The following is a 24,753-nucleotide window of genomic DNA, read 5'->3' on the forward strand; positions in this document are numbered from 1 at the left end:
GCAGGGTTTCCCTAGAAGTTGAAGCGCACGGTGGCGCCGTAGGTGCGCGGTGCCGCCGGGGTCATGTACACGCCAGTGTTGCCGGTGGAGACCAACTGGATGTACTCCTCGTCGCCGGCGTTGTCCACGAACAGGCCGAACTCGTAGGCCCCGGAGGGCGAGCGCAGGTTCGCTGTCAGGTTGACCAGGGTGAGGTCGTCCTGGGCGCTGGCGCGCAGCTCGCCGCCGGCGCCGGCGGTGAAGTCGTAGGAGGACGAGTAGCGCATGGCCGCGGTGGCGTCGCCCTCCCAACCGCCGAAGCCGTAGAACCAGGTGGCGCTGGCGGTGAAGGTGTCGTCCGGTGCGAAGGGCACCTGGCGATCCTCGAGGTCCTCGGCGGTGGCGGTGAGCGCACCGTCGATCAGGTTGTACACCGCGGCCTGCGGGAACTCGGTGAAGCGCGCGTGGGAGTAGGCGTAACCGGCGCGCAGCACCAGCGCATCGAGGGGTGCCCAGTCGACGTTGAATTCGGCGCCGTAGTTCTCCGCGCCCGCCGCGTTCTGCTGCAGGATGCCGGAGCCGCCGCCAGTGATGAAGGCCACCTGCATATCGGTCCAGTCGTAGAAGTAGGCGGCGCCGGACAGGCTCAGGCGGCCGTCCTCGGAGCGGTACTTGGCGCCGATTTCATAGGCGTCGATCTCCTCCGGGTCGAGCACCGGGTCGACGGTGAACGAGGGGCTGTTGAATCCGCCGGACTTGAAGCCCTGGGCGTAGCTGGCGTAGAAGTTGGTCTGCCCCGGGCTCCAGGACAGCACCACGCGCGGCGAGACGTTGTCGAAGTCGGCGCTGTCGTTGTTGCGGCGCGGGATAGTGCCGCCGAACAGGGCCAGGGCGTCGTCGTCGTTGACCACCGAGTGGTCCTTGTCCTCGTAGGTATAGCGCAGGCCGCCGGAGAGCTTGAGGTTCTCGGTGATGTCCCAGGACGCGTCGAAGTAGGCCGAGTAGGCGGTGAGGTCGTCGCGGTTGTCGAAGGTCGGCAGCAGGTCGCCGAAGAAGGCGCCGCCGATGCGGCCGACGAAGCGCGCCTCGTTCTCTTCATAGAACAGGCCGGCGACGATGTTGAACGGACCGTCGAAGTTGGAGGTCAGGCGCAGTTCGTCGGTGAGCGTGTTGTCCTCCTTGCCGTCGGCGCCGCCCGGGTTGGGGCTCTTGCTGGACACGGTGCAGAAGTACAGCAGTTCGTCCACCACGCCGTCGTTATCGGTGCAGCCGTAGGCGCGGGTCTCGCGGTAGGCCAGGGTGTTGGTCAGGGTCCAGTCGCCGAAGGTCCAGTCCAGGCGTAGCGAGGCCATGCTGGACTCGGTGTCGTCGCCGCCGCCGCCCTCGCGGTTGGGCGACTGCGTGGTCTTGTAAAAGCCCAGTCCGGTGGGTGAGCCGTCGCCGTTGTAGCGCAGGCTGTGAATGGCGCCGTTGCCGTTGCGCCGGTCGTGGGACAGCTTGCCGACCAGGCGCAGGTCCTCGTTCGGCTGCCACAGGGCCTTGGCGCGCCAGGCGTAGGTCTCGCCGGCGCCGACGCCGCTGTCTTCGAAGTTGGGCACGGCGATGTTTTCCACGTAGCCGTCGCGCTCCTCGTAGAAGCCGACCAGGCGCAGGGCGAAGGTGTCGCCCATGGGCACGTTGACCACCGCCTCGCCGCGCATCCAGTCGAGGTTGCCGTAGCCGCCTTTCACGTAGCCCTCGACTTCCTCGAGCGTGGGGTCGCGGGTCTCGATGAGGATCGCGCCGCCGGTGGCATTCCTGCCCCACAGGGTGCCCTGCGGGCCCTTCAGTACCTGCACCTGGGCGACATCGAGGGTGGCCTGGTAGGAGGAGGTCTGGGTCTGCAGGTAGACGTCGTCGAGGTACACCGCGACGCTGCCCTCCAGGCCCGGGCCGGAATAGCCGGTGCCGACGCCGCGGATGTAGATCGCGGAGATGCCGTCGCCGGCGGTCGAAGTGTTGACGATGCCCGGCGTGCCCATCTGCAACTGGTCGGTGGACTCGATGCGCAGGTTGTTGAGCGCGGACTGGTCGAAGGCCGAGAGGGAAATCGGCACGTCCTCGATGCGCTCGGCGCGGCGCTGGGCGGTAACTACCACCTCTTCCAGGGCCGGATTGCCCTGGGCCTGGGCGAGGCCGGGCACGCCGAGGGCGACAGCGCCCAGGGTGGCGGCGTGCACGGCGTGGCGCAGCCGGCGCAGGGCGGGTGATTGTCGATGAATTGCGGGTATAGTTAAGGCGTAGGGGTGCATTTTTGCTTATCTCCCGATCGTTGTTGTTATGGTCGCGAGGCAGGCGCGCAGGACTGTCTCGCTTGTCGGTGCAAAGCAAAGTTTAGTATTTGTCCGGACGATACGGAAGCGCCGCCGGCGGCGGTGCGAAATATTGCCAGTGTTCGCTCGCCGGGCCGGTGTCCCGGACCGGGACGCGGCGAGGGGTCAGTCGCGGCTGGCGTCGAGCGCGCTGGCGTAGGCGGAGGTGTCGTCGTCCACCGCCGGGTGGCGGTCGAGGTTGCCGACGTCGAGCACCGGGGAGGCGTCGATGTGCTGGGCGTCCATCATGTGCGCCACGCGCTGCAGCGCGGCGATGATCATGGTCTGCTCCCACTCGTGGAGGTCGGAAAACTGGCGGGCGAACTGGTCCTGCAGGGGCATCGGCGCTTCCTGTAATACCTGCAGCCCCTGGTCGGTGAGGCAGGCGTGGACCTTGCGCCGGTCCTGCTGGGAGCGCTCGCGGAAGACATAGCCGCGGCGCTCCAGGCGATCGATGATATTGGTCACCGTGGCCTGGCTCAGGCTGACTTCGCCGGCGAGGTCGCCGATCGTGGTATTGCCCTCGCTGTTGCGGATTGCCTGCATCAGGAGGATCTGCGGCGCGGTCAGGCCCGTGGTCTTGGACAGGTGTTTCGAGTGCAGGTCGGTGGCGCGGATGACGCGCCGCAGCGCAATCAGCACTTCTTCTATTCGATCCAACTCGGCACGCTCCTCCTCTCCCGGGTTGCCCATTATACGCAGGGCACTCGCCGGATGGGCGGGGCGTTGGCGTTCGCTGGCGGCACGGCGCACGGTGTCAGCGGCCTTGAAATTTTGAGATCTGATACAAATTCCCTCCGTTGCTTGAGGGGAATAGTAACAAATATTTAGTCATATAATCATAAATATTGTGAATGATGACAATATAGCATTGATTTATTGAGATAAATAATCTCGTTCTGTATAGTTCGACCTCCTTTTCCATAGAGATCTAAATATTAGATATGGATGTTAATTCTGCGAAGCACACGGTAGTACTTCGTCAGCCCCGGCCCGAGGACGGCGCCGCGCTGCACGCGCTGATTGCCGCCTGTCCCCCGCTGGACGAAAACTCCATGTACTGCAACCTGTTGCAGTGCACCCATTTTGCCGCCACCACTGTAGTCGCAGAGCGCGACGGCGAGCTGGTGGGTGCCATTTCCGGCTACCTGCCGCCGGCGTCGCCAGACACCCTCTTTATATGGCAGGTCGCAGTCAGCGCCCAGGCCCGCGGCGAGGGCCTGGCGCGGCGCATGCTCAATCACATCGTCGAGCGCGAGAGCTGCGCCGGCGTGCGCTTTATGGAGACCACGGTCACCGACGACAACGCAGCCTCTTGGGCGCTGTTCGAGAGCTTTGCCCACCACTGGCACGCACCCCTGCAGCGCAGCGTGATGTTCGAGCGCTCCGCGCATTTTGGCGATTCCCACGACACCGAATTCCTGGCGCGCATCGGGCCGCTCCAGAGGCCGGCAACAGGCTGGTCAGATTCCGCCCGAACCGATGAGAAAACGAGGAAGACAGCATGAAAATTTTTGACGAAATCGAATCCGAAGTGCAGAGCTACGCGCGCTCTTTCCCGCGCGTATTCCATCGGGCCCAGGGCGAATTCCTTTACGACGAGGAAGGCAACGAGTACCTCGACTTCCTCGCTGGCGCCGGCACCCTGAACTACGGGCACAACAACCCGCTGTTCAAGCTGAAGCTGCTCGAGTACATCGAGAACGACGGCATCAGCCACGGCCTGGACCTGCACACCCGCGCCAAGGGCGAGTTCCTCGAGGCCTTCAACGAGAAGATCCTCAAGCCGCGCGACATGAACTACATGGTGCAGTTCACCGGCCCCACCGGCACCAACTCGGTGGAAGCGGCGCTGAAGCTGGCGCGCAACGTCACCGGCCGCCACAACGTGATCGCCTTTACCAACGGCTTCCACGGCGTCAGCCTGGGCGCCCTGGCCACCACCGGTAACTCCCACCACCGCGGCGCCGCGGGCATTCCGCTGGGCGGCTGCACCCGGGTGCCCTTCGACGGCTACCTGGGCGAGGACATCGATACCACCGGCTACCTGGACAAGGTGCTGTCCGACTCCAGCAGCGGCGTCGACAAGCCCGCGGCGGTGATCGTCGAGACGGTACAGGGCGAGGGCGGCATCAACGCCGCGTCCATGGAGTGGCTGAAGAACCTGGACAAGGTGTGCAAGAAGCACAACGTGCTGCTGATTGTCGACGACATCCAGGCCGGCTGCGGCCGCACCGGCACCTTCTTCTCCTTCGAGGAAGCGGGCATCAAGCCGGACATCATCACCCTGTCCAAGTCGCTCAGCGGCTATGGCCTGCCCTTCGCGGTCGTGCTGATCAGCCCGGAGCTGGACCACTGGAAGCCCGGCGAACACAACGGCACCTTCCGCGGCAACAACCTGGCCTTTGTCACCGCCAAGGCGGCCATCGACCACTACTGGTCCAACGACCACTTCGCCGCCGACGTGCGTCGCAAGGGCGCCTACATCTCGCGCCGCCTGCAGGAGATCGTCGACAAGTACGGCGACGGCAACTTCACCTGTCGCGGCCGCGGCATGTTCCAGGGCATCAACTGCATCAGCGGTGAACTGGCCGGCGCCATCACCCACCGCGCGTTCAAGAACGGGCTGATCATCGAGACCAGCGGCGCCGACGACCAGGTGGTGAAACTGCTGTGCCCGCTGGTGATCAGCGACGACAACCTCAAGCGCGGCATCGATATCCTGGAACAGGCGATCCACGAGACCTGCGCCGACAACGCGCGCATTCCCGAGGAAATCGATTACTTCGACGACGAACGCCTGATCGCCTGAGCGCAGAGAACAGACACAGAGGTAGCAAGATGATTGTAAGAACACTGGATGAAGCTGCGCGCAGCGAGCGCCGCATCGTCAGCCCCGACGGCAATTGGGAGAGCACCCGCATGTTGCTGAAGAACGACAACATGGGCTTTTCCTTCCATATCACCACCATCTACAAGGGTGCGGATTTTCGCATGCACTACCAGAACCACCTGGAATCCGTGTACTGCGTGTCCGGTCGCGGCGAGGTCGAGACCCTGGCCGACGGGCGCAAATACCCGATCGAGCCGGGCACCCTGTACATCCTCGACAAGCACGACGAGCACATGCTGCGCGCCTTCGAGGAAATGCAGATGGCCTGCGTGTTCAACCCGCCGCTGTCCGGCAAGGAAGTGCACAACGCCGAGGGTGCCTACGAACTCGAGGCGGAGGCGATCGGGGCATGAACGGGCAGTGTGAACATACCGTCGAGAAGATCGGCGGCACCAGCATGCTGGATTACGCCGCGGTGCGCGACAACATCATTTGCCACGCCTCACGGCAGGGCGACTGGTACCGGCGCATCTTCGTCGTGTCCGCCTACGGGGGTATCACCGACCGCCTGCTCGAGCACAAGAAATCCGGCCGACCCGGGGTCTACGCGCTGTTCGCCTCCAGTGAATCGGAGCGCACCTGGCGCGAGGAACTCAGTGTCCTGCGCCAGGAGATGCACGATCTCAACCAGCGCCTGTTCGGCGACCCGCTGAGCGTGGAGCGCGCCAACCGTTTCATCGACGAGCGCATCGAGTCCGCCCGCGAATGCCTGCGCAACCTCGAGCAGCTGTGCCGCCACGGCCACTTCTCCCTGGCCTCGCACCTGGCCACCGTGCGCGAGATGCTGGCCAGCCTCGGCGAGGCGCAGAGCGCATGGAACATGGTGCAACTGCTGCAGCGCGATGGCGTCAATGCGCGCTTTATCGACCTCACCGGCTGGCAGGACGAGGAGCATCTCGGCCTCGACGAGCGCATCCAGCGCGCCCTGGGCGGAGTCGACCTCGCCACCGAGCTGCCCATTGTCACTGGTTACGCACACACCCGCGACGGCCTGATGGCCAGCTTCGACCGTGGCTACAGCGAGATGACCTTCAGCCGCGCGGCGGTGGTGTCCGGCGCCCGCGAGGCGGTCATCCACAAGGAGTTCCACCTGTCCAGCGCCGACCCGCGCATCGTCGGCGAGGAGCACGCTGTGCCCATAGGCCGCACCAACTACGATGTCGCCGACCAACTCGCCAACCTGGGCATGGAGGCTATTCACCCCAAGGCGGCCAAAGGCCTGCGCCAGAGCAACATCGCCCTGCGCGTCAAGAATACCTTCGAGCCCGAGCACGCCGGCACCCTGATCACGCCGGACTACGTCAGCGAGACGCCGCGGGCTGAGATCATCGCCGGCAGCCGCGGCGTGTATGCGCTCGAGTTGTTCGACCAGGATATGGCCGGCCAGATCGACGTCTACGACCGCGAGATCCTCGGTACCATCCGTCGTTTCCGCGGCCAGATCATCGCCAAGGACATCAACGCCAATACCATCACCCACTACCTGGGCGGCAACCTCAAGACCATAAAGCGCATCCGCCAGGCACTGCAGGACACCTTCCCGGACGCGGAGATCGACCAGAAGAAGGTCTCCATCGTCTCCGCCATCGGCAGCGACCTGCAGGTCACCGGTATCCTCGCCAAGGCTGTGTCCGGTCTGGCATCCTACGACATCGGTGTGCAGGCCATGCACCAGTCGATGCGCCAGGTGGACATGCAGTTCGTCATCGAGGACGGCGACTTCGAAGCTGCGGTCAAGGCCCTGCACGAATGCCTGGTCGAGGTACACGACCACGGCGCGGCGATCTGCCTGGCCCAGGCCTGAACCTCGCGATAACTGCTGAACAGGGAGCCGACGCAACCCGGTGATTATCTCTTTCCTGGTCTTCCTGGCCGCCTTCACGCTGATCGGCCTGGCGTCTTCCCTGTTCAGTCGCGGCACCCGCCACGACTACTACCTCGCCGACGGCACGGTGAAGCCGTGGCTGGTCGGCCTTTCGGCTGTGGCCACCAACAACAGTGGCTACATGTTCATCGGGGTCATCGGCTACACCTACGCCACCGGCCTGCCCGCGTTCTGGCTGATGGTCGGCTGGATCGCCGGGGACTACCTGGGGTCCACCTTCGTGCACGCGCGCCTGCGTGCGGCGACTGCCAATTCGGACGAAGTCAGCTACGCCGGTGTGCTCAGCACATGGTACGGACGCGGCCAGCCGCTGCTGCAGCGCGCGATCGGCGGCATCTCCCTGGTCTTCCTGCTGTGTTACGCCTCGGCCCAGCTGGTGGCGGGCTCCAAGGCCCTGCACGTGTTGTTCGACTGGCCGCTGTGGGCCGGGTCGGTGATCGGTGCGGTGATGGTGGCGCTGTACTGTTTCGCCGGCGGCATTCGCGCCTCAATCTGGACCGATGCGGCGCAATCGGTGGTCATGATCCTGGCCATGGGCCTGCTGCTCGCGGTGGCGATCATGGCGCTTGGGGGCCCGGCGCAGAGCTGGCAACAGCTGAGCGAGATTCCCGGCTACATGGACTGGTTCCCGCGCGACCTGCCGGTGCCGGGTATCGCGGGGCCATTGCTGTTCGCCCTGGGCTGGATGGTCGCCGGGCTGTCGGTGATCGGCCAGCCGCATATCATGGTGCGTTTCATGACCCTGGATGATGGCGGCAGCATGCGCCGCGCCCGCGCCTGGTACTACCTGTGGTTTATCGCGTTCTACGCCATGGCCACCGGGGTCGGCCTGTTGTCGCGGTTGTATATTCCCGGCGGCGACGGTTTCGACGCGGAGCTGGCTCTGCCGACCATGGCGCAGTTGCTGCTGCATCCGTGGCTGGTCGGCCTGATCCTGGCCGGTATTTTCGCGGCGACCATGTCCACCGCGGACTCGCTGATCCTGAGTTGTTCGGCGTCCATCACCCACGACCTGTTGCCGCACCGGATTGAGCATACTCTTCTCATCAAGCTGACCACCCTCGGCACCACCGGCGTGGCGCTGCTGTTCGCGCTGTCCAACGTGGAGAGCGTGTTCAACATGGTGATACTCGCCTGGTCCGGCCTGGGCAGTGCCTTCGCTCCCCTGCTGATCGTGCTGTGCCTGGGGCGCAAGCCCTCCGAGTCACTGGCGGTGAGTGCGGTGATCGCCGGTTTCGCCACCGCGCTGGCGTGGCGCTACTTCGGGCTGCACGCCTATATTTTCGAGGGACTCCCCGGCGTTGCCGTCGGCCTTGCGTTGCTCGCCGCCGCGCCGCGCGCGGACGCGGAAGCGATGCCGCAGGCCAGGGCGGCGGGAACTAATCCCTAGCCGGCCTGTCCATTCCAGTGATCCCTGTCATGGTCCATCCCGGGTAGCGAAGGAGTCCGATGCGAATCGAGAGCGTGGACGAGGAAAAGCGTAGCAGCCTGGTGCTTTGGGCACCGCTGTTCTGCCTCGCCCTGTCGCTCGGCGCGCTGTCCCTGCCGGGCGGCGATTCCGGTCTTTCCCTGCAGGAAGCAGACTACTCGCCACAGGCGCTGTTCGGCGCTGACGGCGACCCCGACGGCCTGGACGGGCCGCAAGTATTCCCCGCCGCCGCGCCCGGCTGGCTTTTCCCTGCGCGAGTCAGCGTCCCCCTACCCCGTGCAACCCGCCAGGGTGAGCCACGGCCGGCCATGGCCTATCCGCAGCGGGCCCGCGGGCCACCAGCAGTCACTCCTTCAGTCGTTTCCTGAATTCAATCGGTTAATGCGTGCCTCTCGCGGCGCCGGCGTGCGCCCGCGAGGCGAAGGAGTGACCTTATGCACCGCTATAAATCCCTGCCGACCAAGGCGCTGGCCGACATCGGCCTTATCGAACGGCCCGACCGGGCCGACCCATTGACCACAGACAGCCCTGCGCTGGCCGTTCTCACCGACTTCACCGAACAGCAGCCGCTGATGTTGGAGCAATCGACACCGCTGGACGAGGCCATCGCACTGATGAAACGCACGCACGCCCGGCTCAAGCTGGTGATCGACGCGAGGGAGACCTTTCGCGGCATCATCTCCCTCGCCGACCTGTTGTCCCTGAAAGTGATGCGCGCCAGCCAGGATACCGGGCTGGGGCGCAACGACCTGGTGGTCGGCGATATCATGACCCCGCGCTCGTCCCTGCACGCGGTGGATTACGGCGATCTCGCGCGGGCGCGCATCGGTGACCTGCTGGCGACGATGCAGGATTTCGGCGATCACTATGTGCTGGTGGTCGACGGCGAGCGGCGCAGCGTGCGCGGTATCGTGGCGGCCAACGATATTTCGCGCGGCCTGCACATTCCGGTGCAGATCGGCGAGCGGGCGAATTCGTTTTCGGATATCTACCGGGCGGTGCGGGTGTGAGGCGGGTAGTCGGGGATTGAATCTGAAGCGTACCCGGCGGCGCTGGTCGCCGCCGGGTAGCTGATGCAGGCGAGGTCAGTCGTCGGAGTCGTCGGAGTCGTCGGAGTCGTCTGAATCATCCGAGTCGTCTGAGTCGTCTGAGTCGTCTGAGTCGTCTGAGTCGTCCGAATCATCCGAATCGTCGGAGTCATCTGAATCATCGGAATCATCCGAGTCATCGGAATCATCCGAGTCATCGGAATCATCCGAGTCATCTGAATCGTCCGAGTCATCTGAATCATCCGAGTCGTCGTTACCGTTGTTGAACCCGTCGAGCTTGGTCGCGGTGTCCATCACCGCCAGTTTGTCCCCCGGCTCGACCAGCAGGCCGAGTGTGTTCACCAGCAGGTCCGCGCCCTCGTTGCTGAGCAACATGAAGAGCTTGCGGTTGACCAGTCGGCCGTTGTTTTCGACCTCCGAGGTGGCGTCGTCGAAGCCGATCTCGAATATCGCCATGCGCTGCAGCACCTGGCCGTTGATCTCGACCACGGCGCTGACCACGTTCTTGCCGCCCAGTGCCTCGACGGTGAAATTGTGCAGCGCGAGCACTGTGCCGTCGCCTGCTTCCAGCTGCAGGCCACCGGACAGGTCAATCTCTCCCACGCCGCCGTCCAGGTCGATCACACCACCGTTGACGGGTACCCGCAGCCAGTCCTTGTTGGGGACCATCTTGCCGGGCTTGATGGCGGACTTCTGGACGTCGGCCAGTTCCAGCGCGGTCAGGAAGGTGTTCACCATGTACAGGGTGCTACCACCGGCCTGGTACTTCAGCTGGTAGGTGGGCGCAGCCACTGCACCGCCCGCCGAGATGCCCAGGGCGATGACCGTGCCGGCCACAAGCTTTTTCATGGAAGGATGTTTTTTCATTGGATGTTCCTCTCTTCGAGTGTTCCCGGTGCCACATTGCGACCAAACCGGCCGGCCGCGGCACCCAAATCTGCACAGCGCAGTTATTGGTGAGTACCCCTGTGTCAGGATTTGGTTTTATCCAGTGTTATCGGCTATAACAAGCCGCACTTTTGAATAAGTCCAGAAAATCCATAATCGTAGGATGAACCATGGAATCACGTGCCCCCATCGCCTTCAGTTACCGGCCGAAGGAGGAGGACTACCTGCCCGTCGTGGTCGCCGCCATCCGCCGCCACCTGGGTGACTGGCCGATTGCGCTGCTCACCGAAGAGTCCCATCTCCCATCAAAAAAATGGCTGGAAAACAATAAGATACAGACGATCACCGATTGGGAGCATTCGCCGAAAGCGAACAAGATCCTGCGCCTGTGGGAGCACCAGTACATCTTCGCCCGGCACTTCGACCGCTGGATCTGGTGGCACGACGACATGCTGCTGCTCAAGCCGCTGGCGGACCCGGAGGCCGAATTCGGCCGCCCTTTGGTGCGCCACGGGCAGCGCAAGCGCCCCAACAAGGAGATGAACAACTGGCACAACTGGCTGTGGGAGACCCTGGGTTTTTTCCGCTGCCTGTCGATTCCGGCCCCCAATCCGGTATTGCACACACCGCGCCTGATCGAGCGCAGCGAACTGGAGTCCATCCCGGAACAGTGGAATCGCAGCCGCCTGTTATTCGAGCCCACCTACCTGCTGTGGCACTGGCATCGCAGCGGACAGCGGGCCGAGGTGGCGGAGGATTATCGCGAGGCAGTGTTCGAGGGGGAAATCCCCCCGCTGGCAACGCTGGAGGCCGGCGAACACGTGATTTTCAACTGGGGTCGCAACATCGATCACACAGCCGCGCGGCGTGAATTCGCCGCCCTCTACCCGGTGGCCTTCGAATAGGCCCGGCTCGGTATCACTGCATGCCCTCTACGGCCTGGTTCACCGCCTGCTGCAACACGTGCTCTTCCTCGGCGCTGCGCACGGCCTTTTCCACCGCCTCCTCCACGTAGATTTCCTGGGAGAAGCCCACCCACTGGGCGTAGACCCCGATCAACAACACAAAGGCGAAAGGCAGGCCGGTGCTGACCGCGGCGGTCTGCAGTGTGGTCAACCCGCCGCCCACCAGCAGCACGGCGGCAATAGCCCCTTCCATGAGCGCCCAGAACACTCGCTGCCCGGTGGGCGAATCCAGCTTGCCGCCGGAAGTCAGGTGGTCCACCACCAGCGAGCCGGAGTCCGAGGAGGTGACGAAAAACACAGTGACCAGCACCACTGCGACCGTGCACAACACGCCGGCCAGCGGCAGCGCGTCGAGCATCACGAACATTGCCTTGGCCACGTCCTCACCGACCACGGACAGGATGTCCGCGCCGCCGGTGCCCTGTAGGTACAGCGCCGAGCCGCCGAAAACGGACATCCATAGGAAGGACAGCAGGGTGGGAATGAGGATGACGCCGGTGATGAACTCACGCACCGTTCGCCCCTTGGAGATACGGGCGATGAACATCCCGACGAAGGGCGACCAGGAAATCCACCAGGCCCAGTAGAACACCGTCCAGGAGCCCTGCCAGTTGGTGCCGCGGAAGGTCTCCGTCCACATGCTCATCTCGGGGAAGATCGTCAGGTAATAGCCCAGGTTCTGGGTGAAGCCGCTGAGCAGGAAGACGGTAGGTCCGGCGATCAGCAGGAACAGCAGGAACACCCCGGCGAGAATCATGTTCCATTGGCTGAGGCGCTTCACGCCACCGTCCAGGCCGGCCATTACCGAGAGCGTGGCGATAGCGGTGATGCCGGCGATCAGGATGACCTGGGTACTCACGCTGATTTCGATTCCCAGCAGGTAGTTGAGCCCCGCGTTGATCTGTGTGACCCCCAGCCCCAGCGATGTCGCCAGGCCGACCAGGGTGGCCAGTACCGAGAGAATATCGATGACATTGCCCCAGAAGCCGTAGATACGCTCGCCCAGCAGCGGGTAGAAGATCGAGCGGATGGTGAGCGGCAGGCCGCGGTTGTAGGCGAAAAACGCCAGGCCCAGGCCGACAATGGCGTACACCGCCCAGGGGTGCACGCCCCAGTGGAAGTAGGTAACGCCCATGGCCGCCTGCGCCGCCTCCGGCGTGCCCGGTTCGAGGTGGCCGAACATCGGTGAGGGCGTGCCGAAGTGGGTGATCGGTTCGCCCACGCTCCAGAACATCAGGCCTATTCCCATGCCGGCGCTGAGCAGCATCGCGTACCAGGACAGGGTGCTGAATTCCGGCTCGGCGTCGGCGCCGCCGATGCGGATCTGGCCGAACTTGCCGAGGGCGAAATAGGCCGCGGCGACGATGAACAGGTTGGTGGCCAGCACCAGGAACCAGCCGCTGGTGCTGGTGATGAAATGCAGCGCGGCGGCGAAAAACTCGGCTGCAGCCTGCTTGAACATCAGGGTCAGCACGATGAACACCAGCAGGAAAAAGGCGGAAAACACGGTGACCTGGGGGTGGATGTCAAAACCGAAGCCGACCCAGTTGCGATCGCCCGGCTCGCGGCCGGGGGCGTCGTCCTCGACCGATGCGGTCGGGTGGATCTGCAGGCCGAAGAACTTGGCCCGCTCGCGAATCGCCCGCTCCCGGGCGCGTTGCTCGACGCGCTTGAGCTTGTCCGCCAGTGCCTTGTGCATGCGGGCGTCCTTGGGGTTGGTCAGGTGGTCCATGGTGTCTCCATGCGGGCGAATTAGAAGTAGTAGCCGAAGTTGATATTGAAGCGGTCGTTCCAGCGGTCGTTGCCGGTGATGCCGAAATCGCCGACGCCGTCGTAGATGTTCGAGTAGTCGTCGCCGCGGTTGCCGATGAACAGGTTGCCGGTGGCGCGCACGTAGTCCGTATAGACGTACCAGCCGCCACTGGCGAAGGCCATGCCGAGGGTGAGCATCTGGCTGTCGTTGGCGCGGTCGATGTCTTTCACGATGCTGCTGTATTCGATATACGGCAGGGCGTAGTCCAGCCAGCCCAGGCGCGGGGTGTCCAGCTTGTAGCTGACGGAGAGCGCCGGCACCCAGGCGTCGGCGGCGACCGGCCAGGCGAAGTCGTAGGCGCCCATGGGCAGCAGCTCGTCGGTGCCCAGCGGGTTGTCGGCGTCGATGTCGTACTGGTAGCGGGTGAGCTGGCTGGCGAGGGTGAGCTGGCCGATGTGGTTGATCATGTGCACCGAGGCGGCCCAGTGCTCGCCGTCGTCGGCGCGCTTGCCGTCAAGCTGCCCGGCCTGTAGCGACAGGCCCGCGGCGGTGGGGATGGCGACATCCTCCAGGTGGTAGATGGCGCGCAGGTTGAATTGGTTGCGCTCGCTGTAGCCGTTCTCGGGGGCGGCGACGACGTCACCGTTCGGGTCTATCGCCGAGCGCCAGCGCACCGCATCGTAGCTGTAGCGGGCGCTGTCCGCGCTGTTGCCGTTCCAGTTGCCCTCGCTGCTGGGGAACCAGGCCAAGGCCAGTTCCCAGGGGCCGCGCCGGGTCAGGTACTTGAGCCCCAGGTCCATGTCGTCGGACAGTCCCAGGTAGTAGTGCTGGTCGAAGAACCAGCTCTGCGAGATACCGTAGGGGCCGGGGCCGAAGGGCACGCGGGTGACCCCGGCCTGCAACTGGTCGCCGCTGTCGAAGCCGTAGCCAAGCCACAGGGTGTGCAGGAAGTTGTAGCCGTTGTACCAGCGGTACTCCAGCTTGCCGTTCAGCTTGCCGTAGTCGAGGCTGGCGTTGATGCGGAAGGTGTCCAGTTCGACATTGCCGCCGTTGCCGCCGCGCCGGGGGCCGTCACCGCTGCCGCTGTAGTCGCCATTGACGTAGTTGACGCGCATCGCGCCGCCGATGGTCAGCGGCCCGAAGCGGATCTTGTCATCGTTCGCGGAGGGTTCGCTGCCGGTCGTTTCGAGGCCGGTCGGCTCGAGTGCGGCTGTGTCCTGGTCGGCTATTGCCTGCGCCTGCCCGGTTAATTCCTGCGCCTGCCCGGCGCTGGCCGCGCCAGCACGCTCAGCCTCGCGGGCCGCGGCGAGTCTTGCGCGCGCCTGCGTCAATTGCCGTTCGAGCTCGGCGACATCGGCCTCGAGGGTCCCGACGTCTGCGGCAAGGGAAGCTGGGCTGGTGAGGGCGGCGCCAAGCAGGGCCAGGCACAGAATGACGTACGGCCGTGCAGGCCGCAGTCGCGGGGTCGTGGATGGCAGGATGCCCGGCGCTATATGCATCGGCCCTGTTCCCCCTTGTGCGTCCCGCGCTGGCCGCCCGGCGCCGGTACTTGCTATGGCGGGGACGTGCGCGGGCCTGTGAATGGCTCTCCGTAGAGTTGGTTTGCAGGAACCATCCTAGCGCATATCGACTGCGCTGACGAAAAGGGGCCGGGAGGGGTGGCCAGAGGGGGTGCGAAAGTGGGTGGCGAGACTGCGCGGCGCGGGGCGCGCCGATCAGGACTGGTCGCGCAGGCGCTGGATGTGTTTCTCCACCAGGGCGAGGTAGCGCGGGGTGTAGCCCGCATCCTCGAACACGGGGTCGCCTTCCTCGTCGTGGGCGATGATGCGCTCGCCCTGCACGTAGGGGAAAGCGGCGACCATCTCGTCCAGTGCGCAGCTGAGGAGTTCGGCGATCAGTTGCTCGCGGGTGCGCAGCGGGAAGAGTTCGACCAGGGCCTCGAGCTTGGCGGCGCTCTCGATGCTTAGCTGTACCTGGTACTTGTCGTGGGCGAGTTCCCCGGAGGCCTGTTGATCCCAGATGCCTATCAAATCGACAAAACTCATCGGCCTCTCCATACCTCGGGAACGTGATGTGGCCCGATCGCGCCACTATTCGCGATGCTAACCCAATTCGCGTGTAGCCGCACCTGCCGTGGTGCTGTTCTGGGAATGTGAGTACTCACTGTGAGATCAACGTGCGCCGCAATACTTTCTAATAATTAGAATATTTACTCCATTATTATCGGATTTTTAAACCAAAAATTCGAATATAAGATAGGTTCATCAATGAGTAGCCCGCCGCCCGGTAACGCTCGCGGTCCACCGTAACGGGCAGGGCGGCAACCCGAACACAACGCAGCGAGGAGAATCCCGTGCAAGACAAGACAGCCGAAACCACAACCCCCATCCTCAGCGTACTGGCCGAGCGCTTCAGCCCCTACGCCTTCGATCCCGAGAAAGCGGTACCCGAGGGCGACCTGGAAGCGCTGTTCGAAGCCGCCCGCTGGACCATGTCTTCCTACAATGCGCAGCCCTGGCGCTACCTGGTCGGTGTGCGCGGCAAGGACGACCGCTGGGAGAAGATTCATGCCTGCCTGGTGGAGGGCAACCAGCCCTGGACGGCCAACGCCCCGGTGCTGGTGCTGGGCTTCGTGCGCGACAACTTCGATTTCAACGGGCAGCCAAACATCGCCGCCGAGCACGACCTCGGCGCGGCCTCCGCCATGCTCACTGTCGAGGCCACCGCCCGCGGCCTCGCGGTGCACCAGATGATCGGCGTCGACCTCGACAAGGTAGTGGCAGCCTTCGACCTGCCGGAAGGCACCCGGCCGCTGACCGCACTGGCCATCGGCTACCACGGCTCGGCCGATGTCGTCCCCGAGGCCTATGCCGAGCGCGACGCCAAGCCGCGCGAGCGCCTGTCGGCGGCAGACATCCTGCTGTAGGACCGCGCTCGCCCCGCGCTTGAGGCACCGCGGGACTGCGTGTAATGTGAGCGGCCGGAGCGGGCGCTCACGCCCGCCAGCTGGACGGGAAACAGGTTTATGGCAGCGCAGTCCCTCGCGGGATTCGACACGATCATCATCGGCGCCGGCAGTGCCGGTTGCGTGCTCGCCAACCGCCTGTCCGCCGACCCTGCCCGCCGCGTTCTGCTGCTCGAGGCCGGCGGCGACGACCGCTGGCACTGGTTCCACATCCCGGTCGGCTACCTGTTTGCCATGGGCGACCCGCGCGCCGACTGGTGCTATGAACTGGAACCCCAGGACGGGCTCAACGGCCGCGTCCTGCCCTACCCCCGCGGCAAGGTGCTCGGCGGCTGCAGCGCGATCAACGGCATGATCTACATGCGCGGCCAGGCCGGCGACTACGACAGCTGGAACCTGCCGGGCTGGTCCTGGGATGAGGTCCTGCCGCGCTTCATCCGCTCCGAGAGTTTCTACGGCGGCGCCTCGGAATTTCACGGCGATGCCGGCGAGTTGCGCGTCGAACAGCAGCGCCTGCACTGGCCGGTGCTGGACGCCTGGAAAGAGGCCTGCAACCAGTACGGCATTCCCCCCACCGACGACTTCAACACCGGCGACAACGCCGGTGTCGGCCTGTTCCACGTCAACCAGCGCGGCGGCGTGCGCTGCTCGGCAAAGCGCGCGTTTCTCGCGCCGGTGATGCAGCGCCCCAACCTGCAGGTGGTAACCGGCGTGCTGGTCGACCGGCTGGTCTGGGACGGGCAGAAGGTCAGTGGCGTGGAGGCGATCATCGACGGCCGTCCCCAGCGCATCGAGACCGCCGGGCAGGTGGTGCTCTCGGCCGGCGCCGTCGCCTCCCCATGCATCCTGCAGCGCAGCGGCATCGGCGGTGAGGCGCAGCTGGATGCCGCCGGCATCGACTGCCGGCTGAAGCTGGACGGCGTGGGCGGCAACCTGCAGGACCACCTGCAGATTCGTGTGCAGTTCCGGGTACAGGGCACCACCACCCTCAACTGCCTGAACGGCACTTGGCACGGGCGTGCGCGCATGGGCATGGAATACATGCTGCGCCGCTCCGGCCCGATGTCCATGGCGCCCAGCCAGCTTGGGGCATTTTTCAATTCCGGGACGGATGTCGACCGGCCGGACCTCGAATACCACGTGCAGCCGATGAGCGCGGAAAAACTCGGCCTGGACCTGCACCCGTTCCCCGGTATTACCGCCAGCGTCTGCAACCTGCGCCCGAGCAGCAGCGGCCGGGTTGATGTGCGTAGTAGTGACCCGGCGGCGCCTCCGCGCATCGACCCGCGCTACCTGAGCACCGAGGATGACCTGCGCATCGCCGCGCGCTCCATCGAGATCACCCGCGAGATCGCTTGCCAGCCGGCCGCGGCGCGTTTCTCCCCGGTGGAGATCAAGCCCGGGCCGGAACTCACCTCCGCGCAGGAACTGGCGCGCGCCGCCGGGGATATCGCCACCACCATTTTCCACCCCACCTGCACCTGCAAGATGGGCGCGGACGACGACCCGCTGGCAGTGACGGACGCCCGCCTGCGGGTGCGCGGCCTGGACAACCTGTACATTGCCGACGCCTCGGTGATGCCGTCCATCACCAGTGGCAACACCCACGCCCCGGTGGTGATGATCGCCGAGACCCTCAGCGAATACCTCGGTGCCGGGCCCACACCGGGGCGAACTGGCAGCTGACCGGGGCATGCACCATACTTCAGCGCGAATCCGCTAAACCTGTCTGGAGAATACGCATGAAGCAATGGTCACTTCGTCTGCTGTTGGTCGGCCTGCTGCCGCTGGCCGGTGCCGCGCTGGCCCAGGACATGGGTAAACTGGTCGAGGCTGTCGACCAGGAAAAGGCCCGCGACTCGGTGGATACCGAGCAGATGAAAGAAGCGGTGAGCACGGACGGCGTGGACTACCAGAAAGCCTACGACGCGGTGGACAAGGAAAAGGCCGCGGACTCCGTGGACATGGACAAGGTAAAAGAGGCCTTCACTGAACCGGAATAATACCGCCGCACCGCACCGCGTCGACGCCGGGGGCGAAGTCTTCACCCTCGGCATCGTCGGTGACCTGCACACGCACTGGGACGAGGTCGATGTCTGGCAGTTCGCCGGACGCCCCTACGACCTGCTGTTCTTCGCCGGCGACCTCGGCGGCGGTCTCGCCGACAGCACCCTGCGCGTGGCGCGCTCTATCTCGCGCCTGCGCCAGCCCACCCTGGTGATGCCCGGCAACAACGACACCGTGGATATCGAGGACCTGGCGGCGGAGCTGGCCCTGCAGGACGGGGTCGGGCGTATCCTCGCCATCACCGCCGATCGCGAGGACCAGGCCGGTGATGTGCGCCTGTGCGGCTACAGCCTGCACCAGCTGCGCGCCCCTGGCGTGTGTGTCGACATGATCGCCGCCCGCCCCCACAGCATGGGCGGTGCCAGTCTTTCCTTTCCCGACTACATGCGCGACACCTACGCCATCGACAGCCTCGAGGACTCCGCCGCCAGGCTGCGCGCCCTGGTGGATGCGGCCGAGGCCGAGGACCTGGTGTTCGTGGCACACAACGGGCCCACCGGGCTCGGCGACGAACCCCACGCCATCTGGGGCTGCGACTTCAAACCTGGCGGCGGTGACTGGGGTGACCCGGACCTGGCGCAGGCGATTGATCACGCCCACAGCATCGGTAAACGGGTACTGGCGGTGGTGGCCGGGCACATGCACCTGGAGACGCGACAGGGGGTGGAGCGGCCCTGGCGGGTGGAACGCAACGGCGTGCTCTACGTGAACTCGGCGCGTGTGCCGCGCATCTTTGCCGGGGACGACGACACCTACCGCCACCACCTGGTGATGAGAATCTCCGCCGGGGGCGTGGAGATCGAGGAAGTGCTGCTGGCCGGCAGCGAGCGCGGCTAGCACGCGTCCCTGGCTGAGGGTTCCAGCACCGGGCTTCCAGTGCTCGGCCCCTGGCTTTTAGCCCGTCGATTGCATCGCGCCCAGTAGCTCGCGGGCGCGCTTCGAGGACACCCCGTACCACTCGGCCACGTCGCCGACCAGGGCGCGCTCGCTGTCGGTCACCTCATCGTCCGCCAATGCCACCGCCGCCGCGAGCGTAAACGCGGTTTCGCGATCTCCGCGGTTGGCGCACAGGCGACCGCCGAGGACCTGCAGCATGACCTCGGCGCCGCGCTCACTTGCTGCGGCGGCGCAAGCGTCCAGCAGTCGATCGAGGTCGGCGTCTTCCAGCAGGTCGCGGGTGAGCAGGCGGACCGCGCCGCGCACGGCGGCGATTTCCTGCGGCGCGCTGCGCCCGTCGGCGATCATCACCAGGTACATGGTCTCGGCAAACGGTGCGACCCGCGCCAGGGCGGCGTCGCGGTGGGGGTGGGCATCCTGCGCCCCGGCCCCGGTGGCCGCCTCGGCCAGCAGTGCATCGCGCAGGCGGCGGATCACATCGGTGTTGATAGTCAGGGTCATGGTACGTCCCGGAGAGTCTGGCGAGAGTGTACTGGCAACGCGGCAAATTCGTCCACGCGCGGCCTGCTCATGCGTCGCCGGCCTGCGCCAGGCAGGTTTCCAGGCGCTGGCGGGAGCGCCGGTGGGCGGCCGACGACCAGACGCTGGCGGCGGTGCGGGCCAGTAGGCCGAGGTCGCCGCACAGGCTGCGCTGACGCAGGTAGTCGAGTTCAACCTCGACCTTGGCCGGCAGCAGTACGCGCAGGTAGAGCGCCTCTGGATCGGTTCGGCCGGCGAGCACGGTATCTTCGGCGAGAAAGGCCAGGGCGCCCGCGCCGGTGAGTCCCGGCGCCACGCTGAGCAGTTGCGTCAGCTGGTCGTTTGGAATACTGCCCGCGTGGGCCGGTGGCAGCGGGCGCGGCCCAACCAGGCTCATCTGTCCGCGAACTACCTGCCACAGCTGTGGCAGTTCATCGAGTCGCCAGCGGCGCAGCCAGGACCCCGGTCGGGTGAGGCGCGCATCATCCGCCGGGGCGACGCCGCGCTGCGTACCGCTGCCGGCGGCCAGGCTGCGCAGTTTGTAGAGTGTGAAAGGCACGCCGCCGCGGCCCAGGCGCTGTTCGCGGTGGAACACGGGGCGCCCGGACAGGGCCAGCACTGCCAGCGACAGCGGCGCGAGCAGCGGTAACGTCAGCAGCGCCAGCGGCAGCGCGACCAGCAGGTCGAGGCAGCGCCCGGCCAGGTTCCGGCGCATGGGTGTTACGCACCCCTGCCGAGCAGTATTCCCGCCGTGGTGCCCGCCGAGAGCAAGACAAAAGTGAGCAGGGCCAGGGGTTGCACCGGGCGCTGGCGGTGAAAGCTCTCCGGCTCCCGCCAGCACCAGAAACAGGCGCCCGCCGCCGGCAGCGCGGCGATAAAGCCCAGCGCGCTGGCCGTGGGCAGCAGGCCGTTGCCGAGTTGTGCGGCGAGGGTGGCGAAAGCCGCGAGGTAGATCAGCGGCAGTACCCGGCTGGCCCGCACCCGGCCCAGCCGCGCCACCAGGTTGCGTTTGTCGGCGCCGCGGTCGGCGAGGTAGTCGGGAAACTCGTTGACCCAGAGGAAGGCGGCGATCGCCAGGCCCAGGGGCAGCGCCGCGCGGATCACCCCGGTGTCGACACTGCCGGCGAGCATCAGGAAGGTGCACAGGGCGATGCCCGGGCCGTAGATCAACACCACGTCGAGCTCCCCGAGTCCGCGGTAGGCGAGTTTCAGCGGCGGCCCGTGGTAGGACCAGCCCAGCACCAGGGCAATAACCCCGGGCCAGAACACCGCCGGTTCACGCCAGAACACGATAACCGCGCCCAGCGCCAGCCCGGCCCCGCCGAAGGCGAAGGCGATGGCCCAGGTCTGGCCGCGGCTCAACAACTGGTCCACCATTACCCGCTTGCCGCCGGAGAAGGGGGTGCGGTCCTCGGGGGCCACTGCCAGGTCGGTGCCCGAGTCGTAGTCGATGACATCGCCCCAGGCGTTCTTGGCCACTTCCATACAGAACATGGCAACACCCAGCAGGAGTACCCAGAACCAGGAAAAGTATCCGTCGCTGGCGGCCCAGGCGGCGCCGATGGCCATCGAGGCCGCGGAGGTGATGCTGATCTTGGGGTCGGCGAGGCGCCAAAGTCCCTCGCGAAATGCCGCGGTGATCACGAGCGCGGTATCTCCCGGTTGTGAGGTGGATTGCGGTACGCGCAGCAGTTTCCGCGATTCAGGCGAAGAACACCAGCAGTCGCGACTCGATGCTCTCGCGCGGCGGTGCATCGGCGGGGGCCAGCGGGTTGTCGAAGGCCGTATGCACGGCGCGGGCAGCGCCCTCGCCGGGGTCGGAATCCCAGGTCTTGATCAGCAGCACCTCGTCCGGGCGCATTTCGGGGAAGTAGTACCAGCGGTGCGCCGGGTTCCAGGTGACCAGTTCCAGCTCCCCCACCCGCTCGGCGGCGCGGCGCTCGGAGGGCACCAGGTCTGACTCCGCCAGGCTGCGCCCGTCGCAACAGGCCAGCGGGCTGTGCCAGATCACGCCGGCGACGCTGCGCCAGGCGTTGACGATGGCGAAGCGCCGCTGCAGGCGCGCCGCGGCCTGCTCGGCGGTGAGCCGGTCGCGCACGCGCTTTGCCGCGGAGGCCGCGGTGTAATCGTTGTGGATCAGGGAGGCGGTTTCGCGGGTGGTGCGCGCACCGCGCACCGCGGCGCTGTCCGAGCGCAGGGTGTGGTCGAACACCAGGGCGGATTCGGCGCCGGTGGCGGCCAGCACCAGTTCGGTGAGTTCCACCTCGTAGCGCTCGCGCTGTGGCTCCAGCGCGTAAAAATCGTCCACCGCCGTGTGCTGGGCGCGCAGGCAGAAGCCCTCGCGCGCCAGGCTGGGCAGAGGGCGGAGGGCACGGGCATCCCTGACGGCCACCTCGCGATCCTCGAAACGGGCGGTGACATTGAGGGCGGCGTCCGCTCCCGCCTGGGAGGCATAGTACACGGGGCGCTCGGGCCCCGGGACGAGGTAGCGCAGGCGCGCCTGGGTGTCTTTGCTAGCCATGGCTGAATGGTAACGCCGCCGGCGGGACGTGACCACGTCTCGGCGATGTCCCGGGGTTACAGCACAAGGAATCCGAGTACCAGAGATACCAGCACCAGGAACACGGAGAGACCGATAATCGCCGGGCCCGAGCGGTAGGCCTCCTCGCTCTCGCTTTCGATCATGCGTTGGTGGCGGGCGAAGCGCACCGTGGCGAAGATGATCACCGCGACCCCTGAGCTGACCAGCAGGGCCGCCAGCGGGTTCACCCCGGGTACCAGCGCCTCGGCGCCCTGCTTGCCCAGCGAGGCGGTGACGTAGCGGGAAAACAGCTCGAAGCGTTCGATGATGAAGCCGAAGGCGATGATGGCGATGGCGGTGCGAATCCAGGCCAGCCAGGTGCGCTCGTTGGCGGCGTGGTCGCGGTAGTTCTTCACGCCGCCGGTTCCTCTTCGTCTCCAGCATCGCGTCGCTGCACGAAGCGACCGAAGAATACGCCGGCCTCGAACAGCGCCCACATGGGCAGCGCCAGCAGCGACTGGGAAATCACGTCCGGCGGGGTGAGCAGCATGCCGAGCACGAAACAGCCGACGATGATATAGGGCCGCTTGCGCCCCAGTTCCTCGGGCGTGGTGATGCCCGCCCAGATGAGCAGGATGGCGGCTATGGGAATCTCGAAGGCGACACCGAAGGCGAAAAACAGCTTCAACACGAAGTTCAGGTAGCTGTTGATGTCGGTCATGATGGTGATGCCCTCGGGCCCCACGCTGGTAAAAAACGCGAAAATCAGCGGGAAAACCACGAAGTAGGCGAAGGCCGCGCCGGCGTAGAACAGCGCGATGCTGGAGACCAGCAGCGGCAGGGCGAAGCGCTTTTCGTGCCGGTACATCCCCGGGGCGATGAACGCCCAGGCCTGGAACAGGATGTACGGGATCGCCGCAAAGATGGCCGCGAACAGGGTCAGCTTGAAGGGGGTGAGGAAGGGTGAGGCGACCTCGGTGGCGATCATGCTCGCGCCGGGCGGCAGCAGCTCGCGCAGCGGCTCCGAGACGTAGGCGTAGATCTCGTTGGCAAAGGGAAACAGGCAGATGAACACCACCAGCACCGAGAGCAGCGCGCGCAGCAGGCGGTCGCGCAGTTCGGTGAGGTGTGCCACCAGAGGCAGCGGCGGGTCTTCCGTGTCGCCCGGGGTGCCGGTGTCGTTCATCGCGACTCGCCCCTGGACCGGTCCGCGCTGCCGGTGTTCGCCACGGTCCCGTCGGATGGCGAGTTGCTGTCGCCCGGGTGGGAATCGGCTGGATCGGGGCTGGCAGCTTCCGCCGGGGAAGTGCCGGGGTCAGCCGGCTTCGGGGCCGACACGCCGGGATCGATGCTGTTCTTTATTTCACCGGCCTGCTGTTCGAGCTGGCGCCGGGTTTTTTCCAGGTCGCGCATCACCGCGTCGTTGTGCAGCTCCTGCTGCACCTCGATCTTGATGTCGTTGAAGCCGCGCTTGATCCGCGCCAGCCAGGCGCTGCCGGTGCGGATGGCCTCGGGCAGGCGCTCGGGGCCGATCACCAGCAGGCCGACCACGCCGACGATGATCAGCTCGGAGAAGCCGATATCGAACATCTGCGCGCCAGTCCTACTTGGATTCGGGCTTGTCCTGGGTGGTGTCTTCCTCGCCGTTGCGGGCGCTGGTGTCCTCCTCCGCCATGCTCTTGCGGAAGCCCTTGATCGCGCTGCCGAGGTCGGAGCCCAGGGTGCGCAGGCGCTTGGTGCCGAACAGCATGACCACAATGGCGAGGATGATGAGAAGTTGCCAGATGCTGATTCCACCGAGTCCCATAATTATCTCCGTTGCAACAGTAACGCCCGCGCGGTCACTGCCGGCGGGCGGCTTTTTCTTCCAGGCCGGAAACGCCGAAACGCTCCGCCAGGCACAGGGTGACTTCGCCCGGGTCCACGCGCAGGTGCGAGAGCATCACCATGCAGTGAAACCACAGGTCGGCCACCTCGCCGACCAGGGCCTCGCGGCTGCCACCGACCTCCAGGTCGCGGGCGGCGAGAATCGTCTCGGTCGCCTCTTCGCCCACTTTCTCCAGAATCTTGTTCAGCCCCTTGCAGTGCAGGGCGGCGACATAGGAACTTTCCGGGTCCGCTTCGCGGCGTTGCTCCAGTGTCTGCGCCAGAGCTTGCAGCACATCGTCCATGGCCTTTCCCCTCTATTTCCCGTACATCTCCCCAGGATCGCGGATGACCGCGTCGACCACCTGCAACTCGCCGCTCTCCCCGGCGAGCCGGTAGAAGCAACTGCGGCGCCCGGTGTGGCAGGCGATACCACCGCGTTGTTCTACCTTGAGCAGCACGCAGTCACCGTCGCAATCAACGCGCAGCTCTTTCAGCTGTTGCTCGTTGCCCGAACTCTCACCCTTGCGCCACAGCGCCTGGCGCGAGCGCGACCAGTACACGACCTTGCCTTCGCGGACAGTCATGGCGAGGGACTCGGCGTTCATCCAGGCCTGCATGAGCACTTCCCCGCTCTGCCAGTCCTGGGCGATGGCCGCCACCAGCCCCTGCTCGTTCCACTTGATCGCGTCGTTGAGGTTCATGCGTACTCCCGGCCGTGGCGCT

The 24,753-nt window shown here is 65.7% G+C and carries 28 protein-coding genes; 12 read left to right on the forward strand and 16 right to left on the reverse strand.

The features are described from left to right. Window positions 1–11: 11 nt before the first annotated feature. Together E4634_RS12110 and E4634_RS12115 are read right to left on the reverse strand one after the other, a co-directional pair. Complete coding sequence (locus E4634_RS12110) at window positions 12–2,270, reverse strand: TonB-dependent receptor (RefSeq protein ID WP_135444239.1); 2,259 nt, start codon at window positions 2,268–2,270, stop codon at window positions 12–14. Between the two features lie 186 nt (window positions 2,271–2,456). Beyond that, window positions 2,457–3,023 carry a MarR family winged helix-turn-helix transcriptional regulator gene (locus tag E4634_RS12115; protein WP_135444241.1) on the reverse strand — a complete coding sequence of 189 codons (567 nt, stop codon included), beginning with the start codon at window positions 3,021–3,023 and terminating at the stop codon, window positions 2,457–2,459. 251 nt (window positions 3,024–3,274) lie between these two features. On the opposite strand from E4634_RS12115, the gene ectA reads away from it, so the two are divergent. From ectA to E4634_RS12150, 7 genes are all read left to right on the forward strand, one after another. Next, complete coding sequence (gene ectA / locus E4634_RS12120) at window positions 3,275–3,838, forward strand: diaminobutyrate acetyltransferase (protein ID WP_135444243.1); 564 nt, start codon at window positions 3,275–3,277, stop codon at window positions 3,836–3,838. Next, a complete protein-coding gene (gene ectB / locus E4634_RS12125; RefSeq protein WP_135444245.1) occupies window positions 3,835–5,142 on the forward strand; it encodes a diaminobutyrate--2-oxoglutarate transaminase in 1,308 nt (435 codons plus the stop codon). The genes ectA and ectB overlap by 4 nt, the downstream gene beginning before the upstream one ends. Window positions 5,143–5,171: 29 nt before the next feature. Continuing rightward, window positions 5,172–5,576, forward strand: a complete 405-nt coding sequence (locus tag E4634_RS12130; RefSeq protein WP_135444247.1) for an ectoine synthase — start codon at window positions 5,172–5,174, stop codon at window positions 5,574–5,576. Then, window positions 5,573–7,027 carry an aspartate kinase gene (locus E4634_RS12135; protein WP_135444249.1) on the forward strand — a complete coding sequence of 485 codons (1,455 nt, stop codon included), beginning with the start codon at window positions 5,573–5,575 and terminating at the stop codon, window positions 7,025–7,027. Before E4634_RS12130 ends, E4634_RS12135 begins: the two co-directional genes overlap by 4 nt. Before the next feature lie 40 nt (window positions 7,028–7,067). Then, window positions 7,068–8,498 (forward strand): sodium/proline symporter, encoded by a 1,431-nt coding sequence (locus E4634_RS12140; protein WP_135444251.1) that lies wholly within the window; start codon window positions 7,068–7,070, stop codon window positions 8,496–8,498. A 59-nt stretch (window positions 8,499–8,557) separates the two neighbouring features. After that, entirely contained in the window at window positions 8,558–8,905 is a 348-nt protein-coding gene (locus tag E4634_RS12145) for a hypothetical protein (protein WP_135444253.1), read from the forward strand. 66 nt (window positions 8,906–8,971) lie between these two features. Next, window positions 8,972–9,547, forward strand: a complete 576-nt coding sequence (locus tag E4634_RS12150; protein WP_135444254.1) for a CBS domain-containing protein — start codon at window positions 8,972–8,974, stop codon at window positions 9,545–9,547. Window positions 9,548–9,622: 75 nt separating this feature from the next. Here E4634_RS12150 and E4634_RS21695 read toward each other — a convergent pair whose 3' ends face one another. Next, a complete protein-coding gene (locus E4634_RS21695; RefSeq protein WP_206046871.1) occupies window positions 9,623–10,453 on the reverse strand; it encodes a hypothetical protein in 831 nt (276 codons plus the stop codon). Window positions 10,454–10,644: 191 nt separating this feature from the next. Here E4634_RS21695 and E4634_RS12160 point away from each other — a divergent pair, with 191 nt between their 5' ends. Beyond that, window positions 10,645–11,379 (forward strand): hypothetical protein, encoded by a 735-nt coding sequence (locus tag E4634_RS12160; RefSeq protein ID WP_135444256.1) that lies wholly within the window; start codon window positions 10,645–10,647, stop codon window positions 11,377–11,379. A gap of 13 nt (window positions 11,380–11,392) precedes the next feature. On the opposite strand, the gene E4634_RS12165 is transcribed toward E4634_RS12160, so the two are convergent. From E4634_RS12165 to E4634_RS12175, 3 genes are all read right to left on the reverse strand, one after another. Continuing rightward, window positions 11,393–13,171 (reverse strand): BCCT family transporter, encoded by a 1,779-nt coding sequence (locus E4634_RS12165; RefSeq protein WP_135444258.1) that lies wholly within the window; start codon window positions 13,169–13,171, stop codon window positions 11,393–11,395. A 20-nt stretch (window positions 13,172–13,191) separates the two neighbouring features. Further along, on the reverse strand, window positions 13,192–14,691 hold the full coding sequence (locus tag E4634_RS12170; RefSeq protein WP_206046872.1) for a hypothetical protein: 1,500 nt from the start codon (window positions 14,689–14,691) through the stop codon (window positions 13,192–13,194). Window positions 14,692–14,907: 216 nt separating this feature from the next. After that, window positions 14,908–15,237, reverse strand: coding sequence for a type 1 pili tip component (locus E4634_RS12175; RefSeq protein ID WP_135444260.1), 330 nt, complete (start codon window positions 15,235–15,237; stop codon window positions 14,908–14,910). 308 nt (window positions 15,238–15,545) lie between these two features. Here E4634_RS12175 and E4634_RS12180 point away from each other — a divergent pair, with 308 nt between their 5' ends. The 4 genes from E4634_RS12180 (at window position 15,546) to E4634_RS12195 (ending at window position 19,061) form a co-directional block, all read left to right on the forward strand. After that, the gene (locus E4634_RS12180) at window positions 15,546–16,118 is read left to right on the forward strand and encodes a nitroreductase family protein (RefSeq protein ID WP_206046873.1); all 573 of its coding nucleotides are present in this window, start codon (window positions 15,546–15,548) and stop codon (window positions 16,116–16,118) included. A 99-nt stretch (window positions 16,119–16,217) separates the two neighbouring features. After that, window positions 16,218–17,843 carry a GMC family oxidoreductase gene (locus E4634_RS12185; RefSeq protein WP_135444261.1) on the forward strand — a complete coding sequence of 542 codons (1,626 nt, stop codon included), beginning with the start codon at window positions 16,218–16,220 and terminating at the stop codon, window positions 17,841–17,843. A gap of 56 nt (window positions 17,844–17,899) precedes the next feature. Then, window positions 17,900–18,160 (forward strand): hypothetical protein, encoded by a 261-nt coding sequence (locus tag E4634_RS12190; RefSeq protein WP_135444263.1) that lies wholly within the window; start codon window positions 17,900–17,902, stop codon window positions 18,158–18,160. 175 nt (window positions 18,161–18,335) lie between these two features. Further along, on the forward strand, window positions 18,336–19,061 hold the full coding sequence (locus E4634_RS12195; protein ID WP_491844334.1) for a hypothetical protein: 726 nt from the start codon (window positions 18,336–18,338) through the stop codon (window positions 19,059–19,061). A 57-nt stretch (window positions 19,062–19,118) separates the two neighbouring features. On the opposite strand, the gene E4634_RS12200 is transcribed toward E4634_RS12195, so the two are convergent. From E4634_RS12200 to hisI, 10 genes are all read right to left on the reverse strand, one after another. Further along, window positions 19,119–19,622, reverse strand: coding sequence for a TerB family tellurite resistance protein (locus tag E4634_RS12200; protein WP_135444265.1), 504 nt, complete (start codon window positions 19,620–19,622; stop codon window positions 19,119–19,121). 67 nt (window positions 19,623–19,689) lie between these two features. After that, window positions 19,690–20,355, reverse strand: a complete 666-nt coding sequence (locus E4634_RS12205; protein WP_135444266.1) for a sugar transferase — start codon at window positions 20,353–20,355, stop codon at window positions 19,690–19,692. 5 nt (window positions 20,356–20,360) lie between these two features. Further along, window positions 20,361–21,284 carry a prenyltransferase gene (locus E4634_RS12210; protein WP_167854881.1) on the reverse strand — a complete coding sequence of 308 codons (924 nt, stop codon included), beginning with the start codon at window positions 21,282–21,284 and terminating at the stop codon, window positions 20,361–20,363. Window positions 21,285–21,342: 58 nt separating this feature from the next. Beyond that, window positions 21,343–22,161: a CmcJ/NvfI family oxidoreductase gene (locus E4634_RS12215; protein WP_135444268.1), complete on the reverse strand. Its 819-nt coding sequence runs from the start codon at window positions 22,159–22,161 to the stop codon at window positions 21,343–21,345. A gap of 56 nt (window positions 22,162–22,217) precedes the next feature. Further along, window positions 22,218–22,577 carry a DUF202 domain-containing protein gene (locus tag E4634_RS12220; RefSeq protein ID WP_167854882.1) on the reverse strand — a complete coding sequence of 120 codons (360 nt, stop codon included), beginning with the start codon at window positions 22,575–22,577 and terminating at the stop codon, window positions 22,218–22,220. After that, a complete protein-coding gene (gene tatC / locus E4634_RS12225; RefSeq protein ID WP_135444270.1) occupies window positions 22,574–23,347 on the reverse strand; it encodes a twin-arginine translocase subunit TatC in 774 nt (257 codons plus the stop codon). Before tatC ends, E4634_RS12220 begins: the two co-directional genes overlap by 4 nt. Continuing rightward, a complete protein-coding gene (gene tatB / locus E4634_RS12230; RefSeq protein ID WP_135444271.1) occupies window positions 23,344–23,751 on the reverse strand; it encodes a Sec-independent protein translocase protein TatB in 408 nt (135 codons plus the stop codon). The genes tatC and tatB overlap by 4 nt, the downstream gene beginning before the upstream one ends. A 13-nt stretch (window positions 23,752–23,764) precedes the next feature. Next, window positions 23,765–23,968 carry a twin-arginine translocase TatA/TatE family subunit gene (gene tatA, locus E4634_RS12235; RefSeq protein WP_135444272.1) on the reverse strand — a complete coding sequence of 68 codons (204 nt, stop codon included), beginning with the start codon at window positions 23,966–23,968 and terminating at the stop codon, window positions 23,765–23,767. Window positions 23,969–24,002: 34 nt separating this feature from the next. After that, window positions 24,003–24,332 carry a phosphoribosyl-ATP diphosphatase gene (locus tag E4634_RS12240; RefSeq protein ID WP_135444274.1) on the reverse strand — a complete coding sequence of 110 codons (330 nt, stop codon included), beginning with the start codon at window positions 24,330–24,332 and terminating at the stop codon, window positions 24,003–24,005. A 12-nt stretch (window positions 24,333–24,344) separates the two neighbouring features. Continuing rightward, complete coding sequence (gene hisI, locus E4634_RS12245) at window positions 24,345–24,731, reverse strand: phosphoribosyl-AMP cyclohydrolase (protein ID WP_135444276.1); 387 nt, start codon at window positions 24,729–24,731, stop codon at window positions 24,345–24,347. Between the last annotated feature and the right edge of the window lie 22 nt (window positions 24,732–24,753).

Source organism: Mangrovimicrobium sediminis (assembly GCF_004745945.1).
Lineage (GTDB): Bacteria > Pseudomonadota > Gammaproteobacteria > Pseudomonadales > Halieaceae > Mangrovimicrobium > Mangrovimicrobium sediminis.

Excerpts from the sequence above, each read along its gene's own strand:
- E4634_RS12110 (WP_135444239.1), bottom strand. The coding sequence starts at position 2,270 with ATGCACCCCTACGCCTTAACTATACCCGCAATTCATCGACAATCACCC.
- E4634_RS12115 (WP_135444241.1), bottom strand. The coding sequence starts at position 3,023 with ATGGGCAACCCGGGAGAGGAGGAGCGTGCCGAGTTGGATCGAATAGAA.
- ectA (WP_135444243.1), top strand. The coding sequence starts at position 3,275 with ATGGATGTTAATTCTGCGAAGCACACGGTAGTACTTCGTCAGCCCCGG.
- ectB (WP_135444245.1), top strand. The coding sequence starts at position 3,835 with ATGAAAATTTTTGACGAAATCGAATCCGAAGTGCAGAGCTACGCGCGC.
- E4634_RS12130 (WP_135444247.1), top strand. The coding sequence starts at position 5,172 with ATGATTGTAAGAACACTGGATGAAGCTGCGCGCAGCGAGCGCCGCATC.
- E4634_RS12135 (WP_135444249.1), top strand. The coding sequence starts at position 5,573 with ATGAACGGGCAGTGTGAACATACCGTCGAGAAGATCGGCGGCACCAGC.
- E4634_RS12145 (WP_135444253.1), top strand. The coding sequence starts at position 8,558 with ATGCGAATCGAGAGCGTGGACGAGGAAAAGCGTAGCAGCCTGGTGCTT.
- E4634_RS12150 (WP_135444254.1), top strand. The coding sequence starts at position 8,972 with ATGCACCGCTATAAATCCCTGCCGACCAAGGCGCTGGCCGACATCGGC.
- E4634_RS21695 (WP_206046871.1), bottom strand. The coding sequence starts at position 10,453 with ATGAAAAAACATCCTTCCATGAAAAAGCTTGTGGCCGGCACGGTCATC.
- E4634_RS12160 (WP_135444256.1), top strand. The coding sequence starts at position 10,645 with ATGGAATCACGTGCCCCCATCGCCTTCAGTTACCGGCCGAAGGAGGAG.
- E4634_RS12165 (WP_135444258.1), bottom strand. The coding sequence starts at position 13,171 with ATGGACCACCTGACCAACCCCAAGGACGCCCGCATGCACAAGGCACTG.
- E4634_RS12170 (WP_206046872.1), bottom strand. The coding sequence starts at position 14,691 with ATGCATATAGCGCCGGGCATCCTGCCATCCACGACCCCGCGACTGCGG.
- E4634_RS12175 (WP_135444260.1), bottom strand. The coding sequence starts at position 15,237 with ATGAGTTTTGTCGATTTGATAGGCATCTGGGATCAACAGGCCTCCGGG.
- E4634_RS12185 (WP_135444261.1), top strand. The coding sequence starts at position 16,218 with ATGGCAGCGCAGTCCCTCGCGGGATTCGACACGATCATCATCGGCGCC.
- E4634_RS12190 (WP_135444263.1), top strand. The coding sequence starts at position 17,900 with ATGAAGCAATGGTCACTTCGTCTGCTGTTGGTCGGCCTGCTGCCGCTG.
- E4634_RS12200 (WP_135444265.1), bottom strand. The coding sequence starts at position 19,622 with ATGACCCTGACTATCAACACCGATGTGATCCGCCGCCTGCGCGATGCA.
- E4634_RS12205 (WP_135444266.1), bottom strand. The coding sequence starts at position 20,355 with ATGCGCCGGAACCTGGCCGGGCGCTGCCTCGACCTGCTGGTCGCGCTG.
- E4634_RS12215 (WP_135444268.1), bottom strand. The coding sequence starts at position 22,161 with ATGGCTAGCAAAGACACCCAGGCGCGCCTGCGCTACCTCGTCCCGGGG.
- tatC (WP_135444270.1), bottom strand. The coding sequence starts at position 23,347 with ATGAACGACACCGGCACCCCGGGCGACACGGAAGACCCGCCGCTGCCT.
- tatB (WP_135444271.1), bottom strand. The coding sequence starts at position 23,751 with ATGTTCGATATCGGCTTCTCCGAGCTGATCATCGTCGGCGTGGTCGGC.
- tatA (WP_135444272.1), bottom strand. The coding sequence starts at position 23,968 with ATGGGACTCGGTGGAATCAGCATCTGGCAACTTCTCATCATCCTCGCC.
- E4634_RS12240 (WP_135444274.1), bottom strand. The coding sequence starts at position 24,332 with ATGGACGATGTGCTGCAAGCTCTGGCGCAGACACTGGAGCAACGCCGC.
- hisI (WP_135444276.1), bottom strand. The coding sequence starts at position 24,731 with ATGAACCTCAACGACGCGATCAAGTGGAACGAGCAGGGGCTGGTGGCG.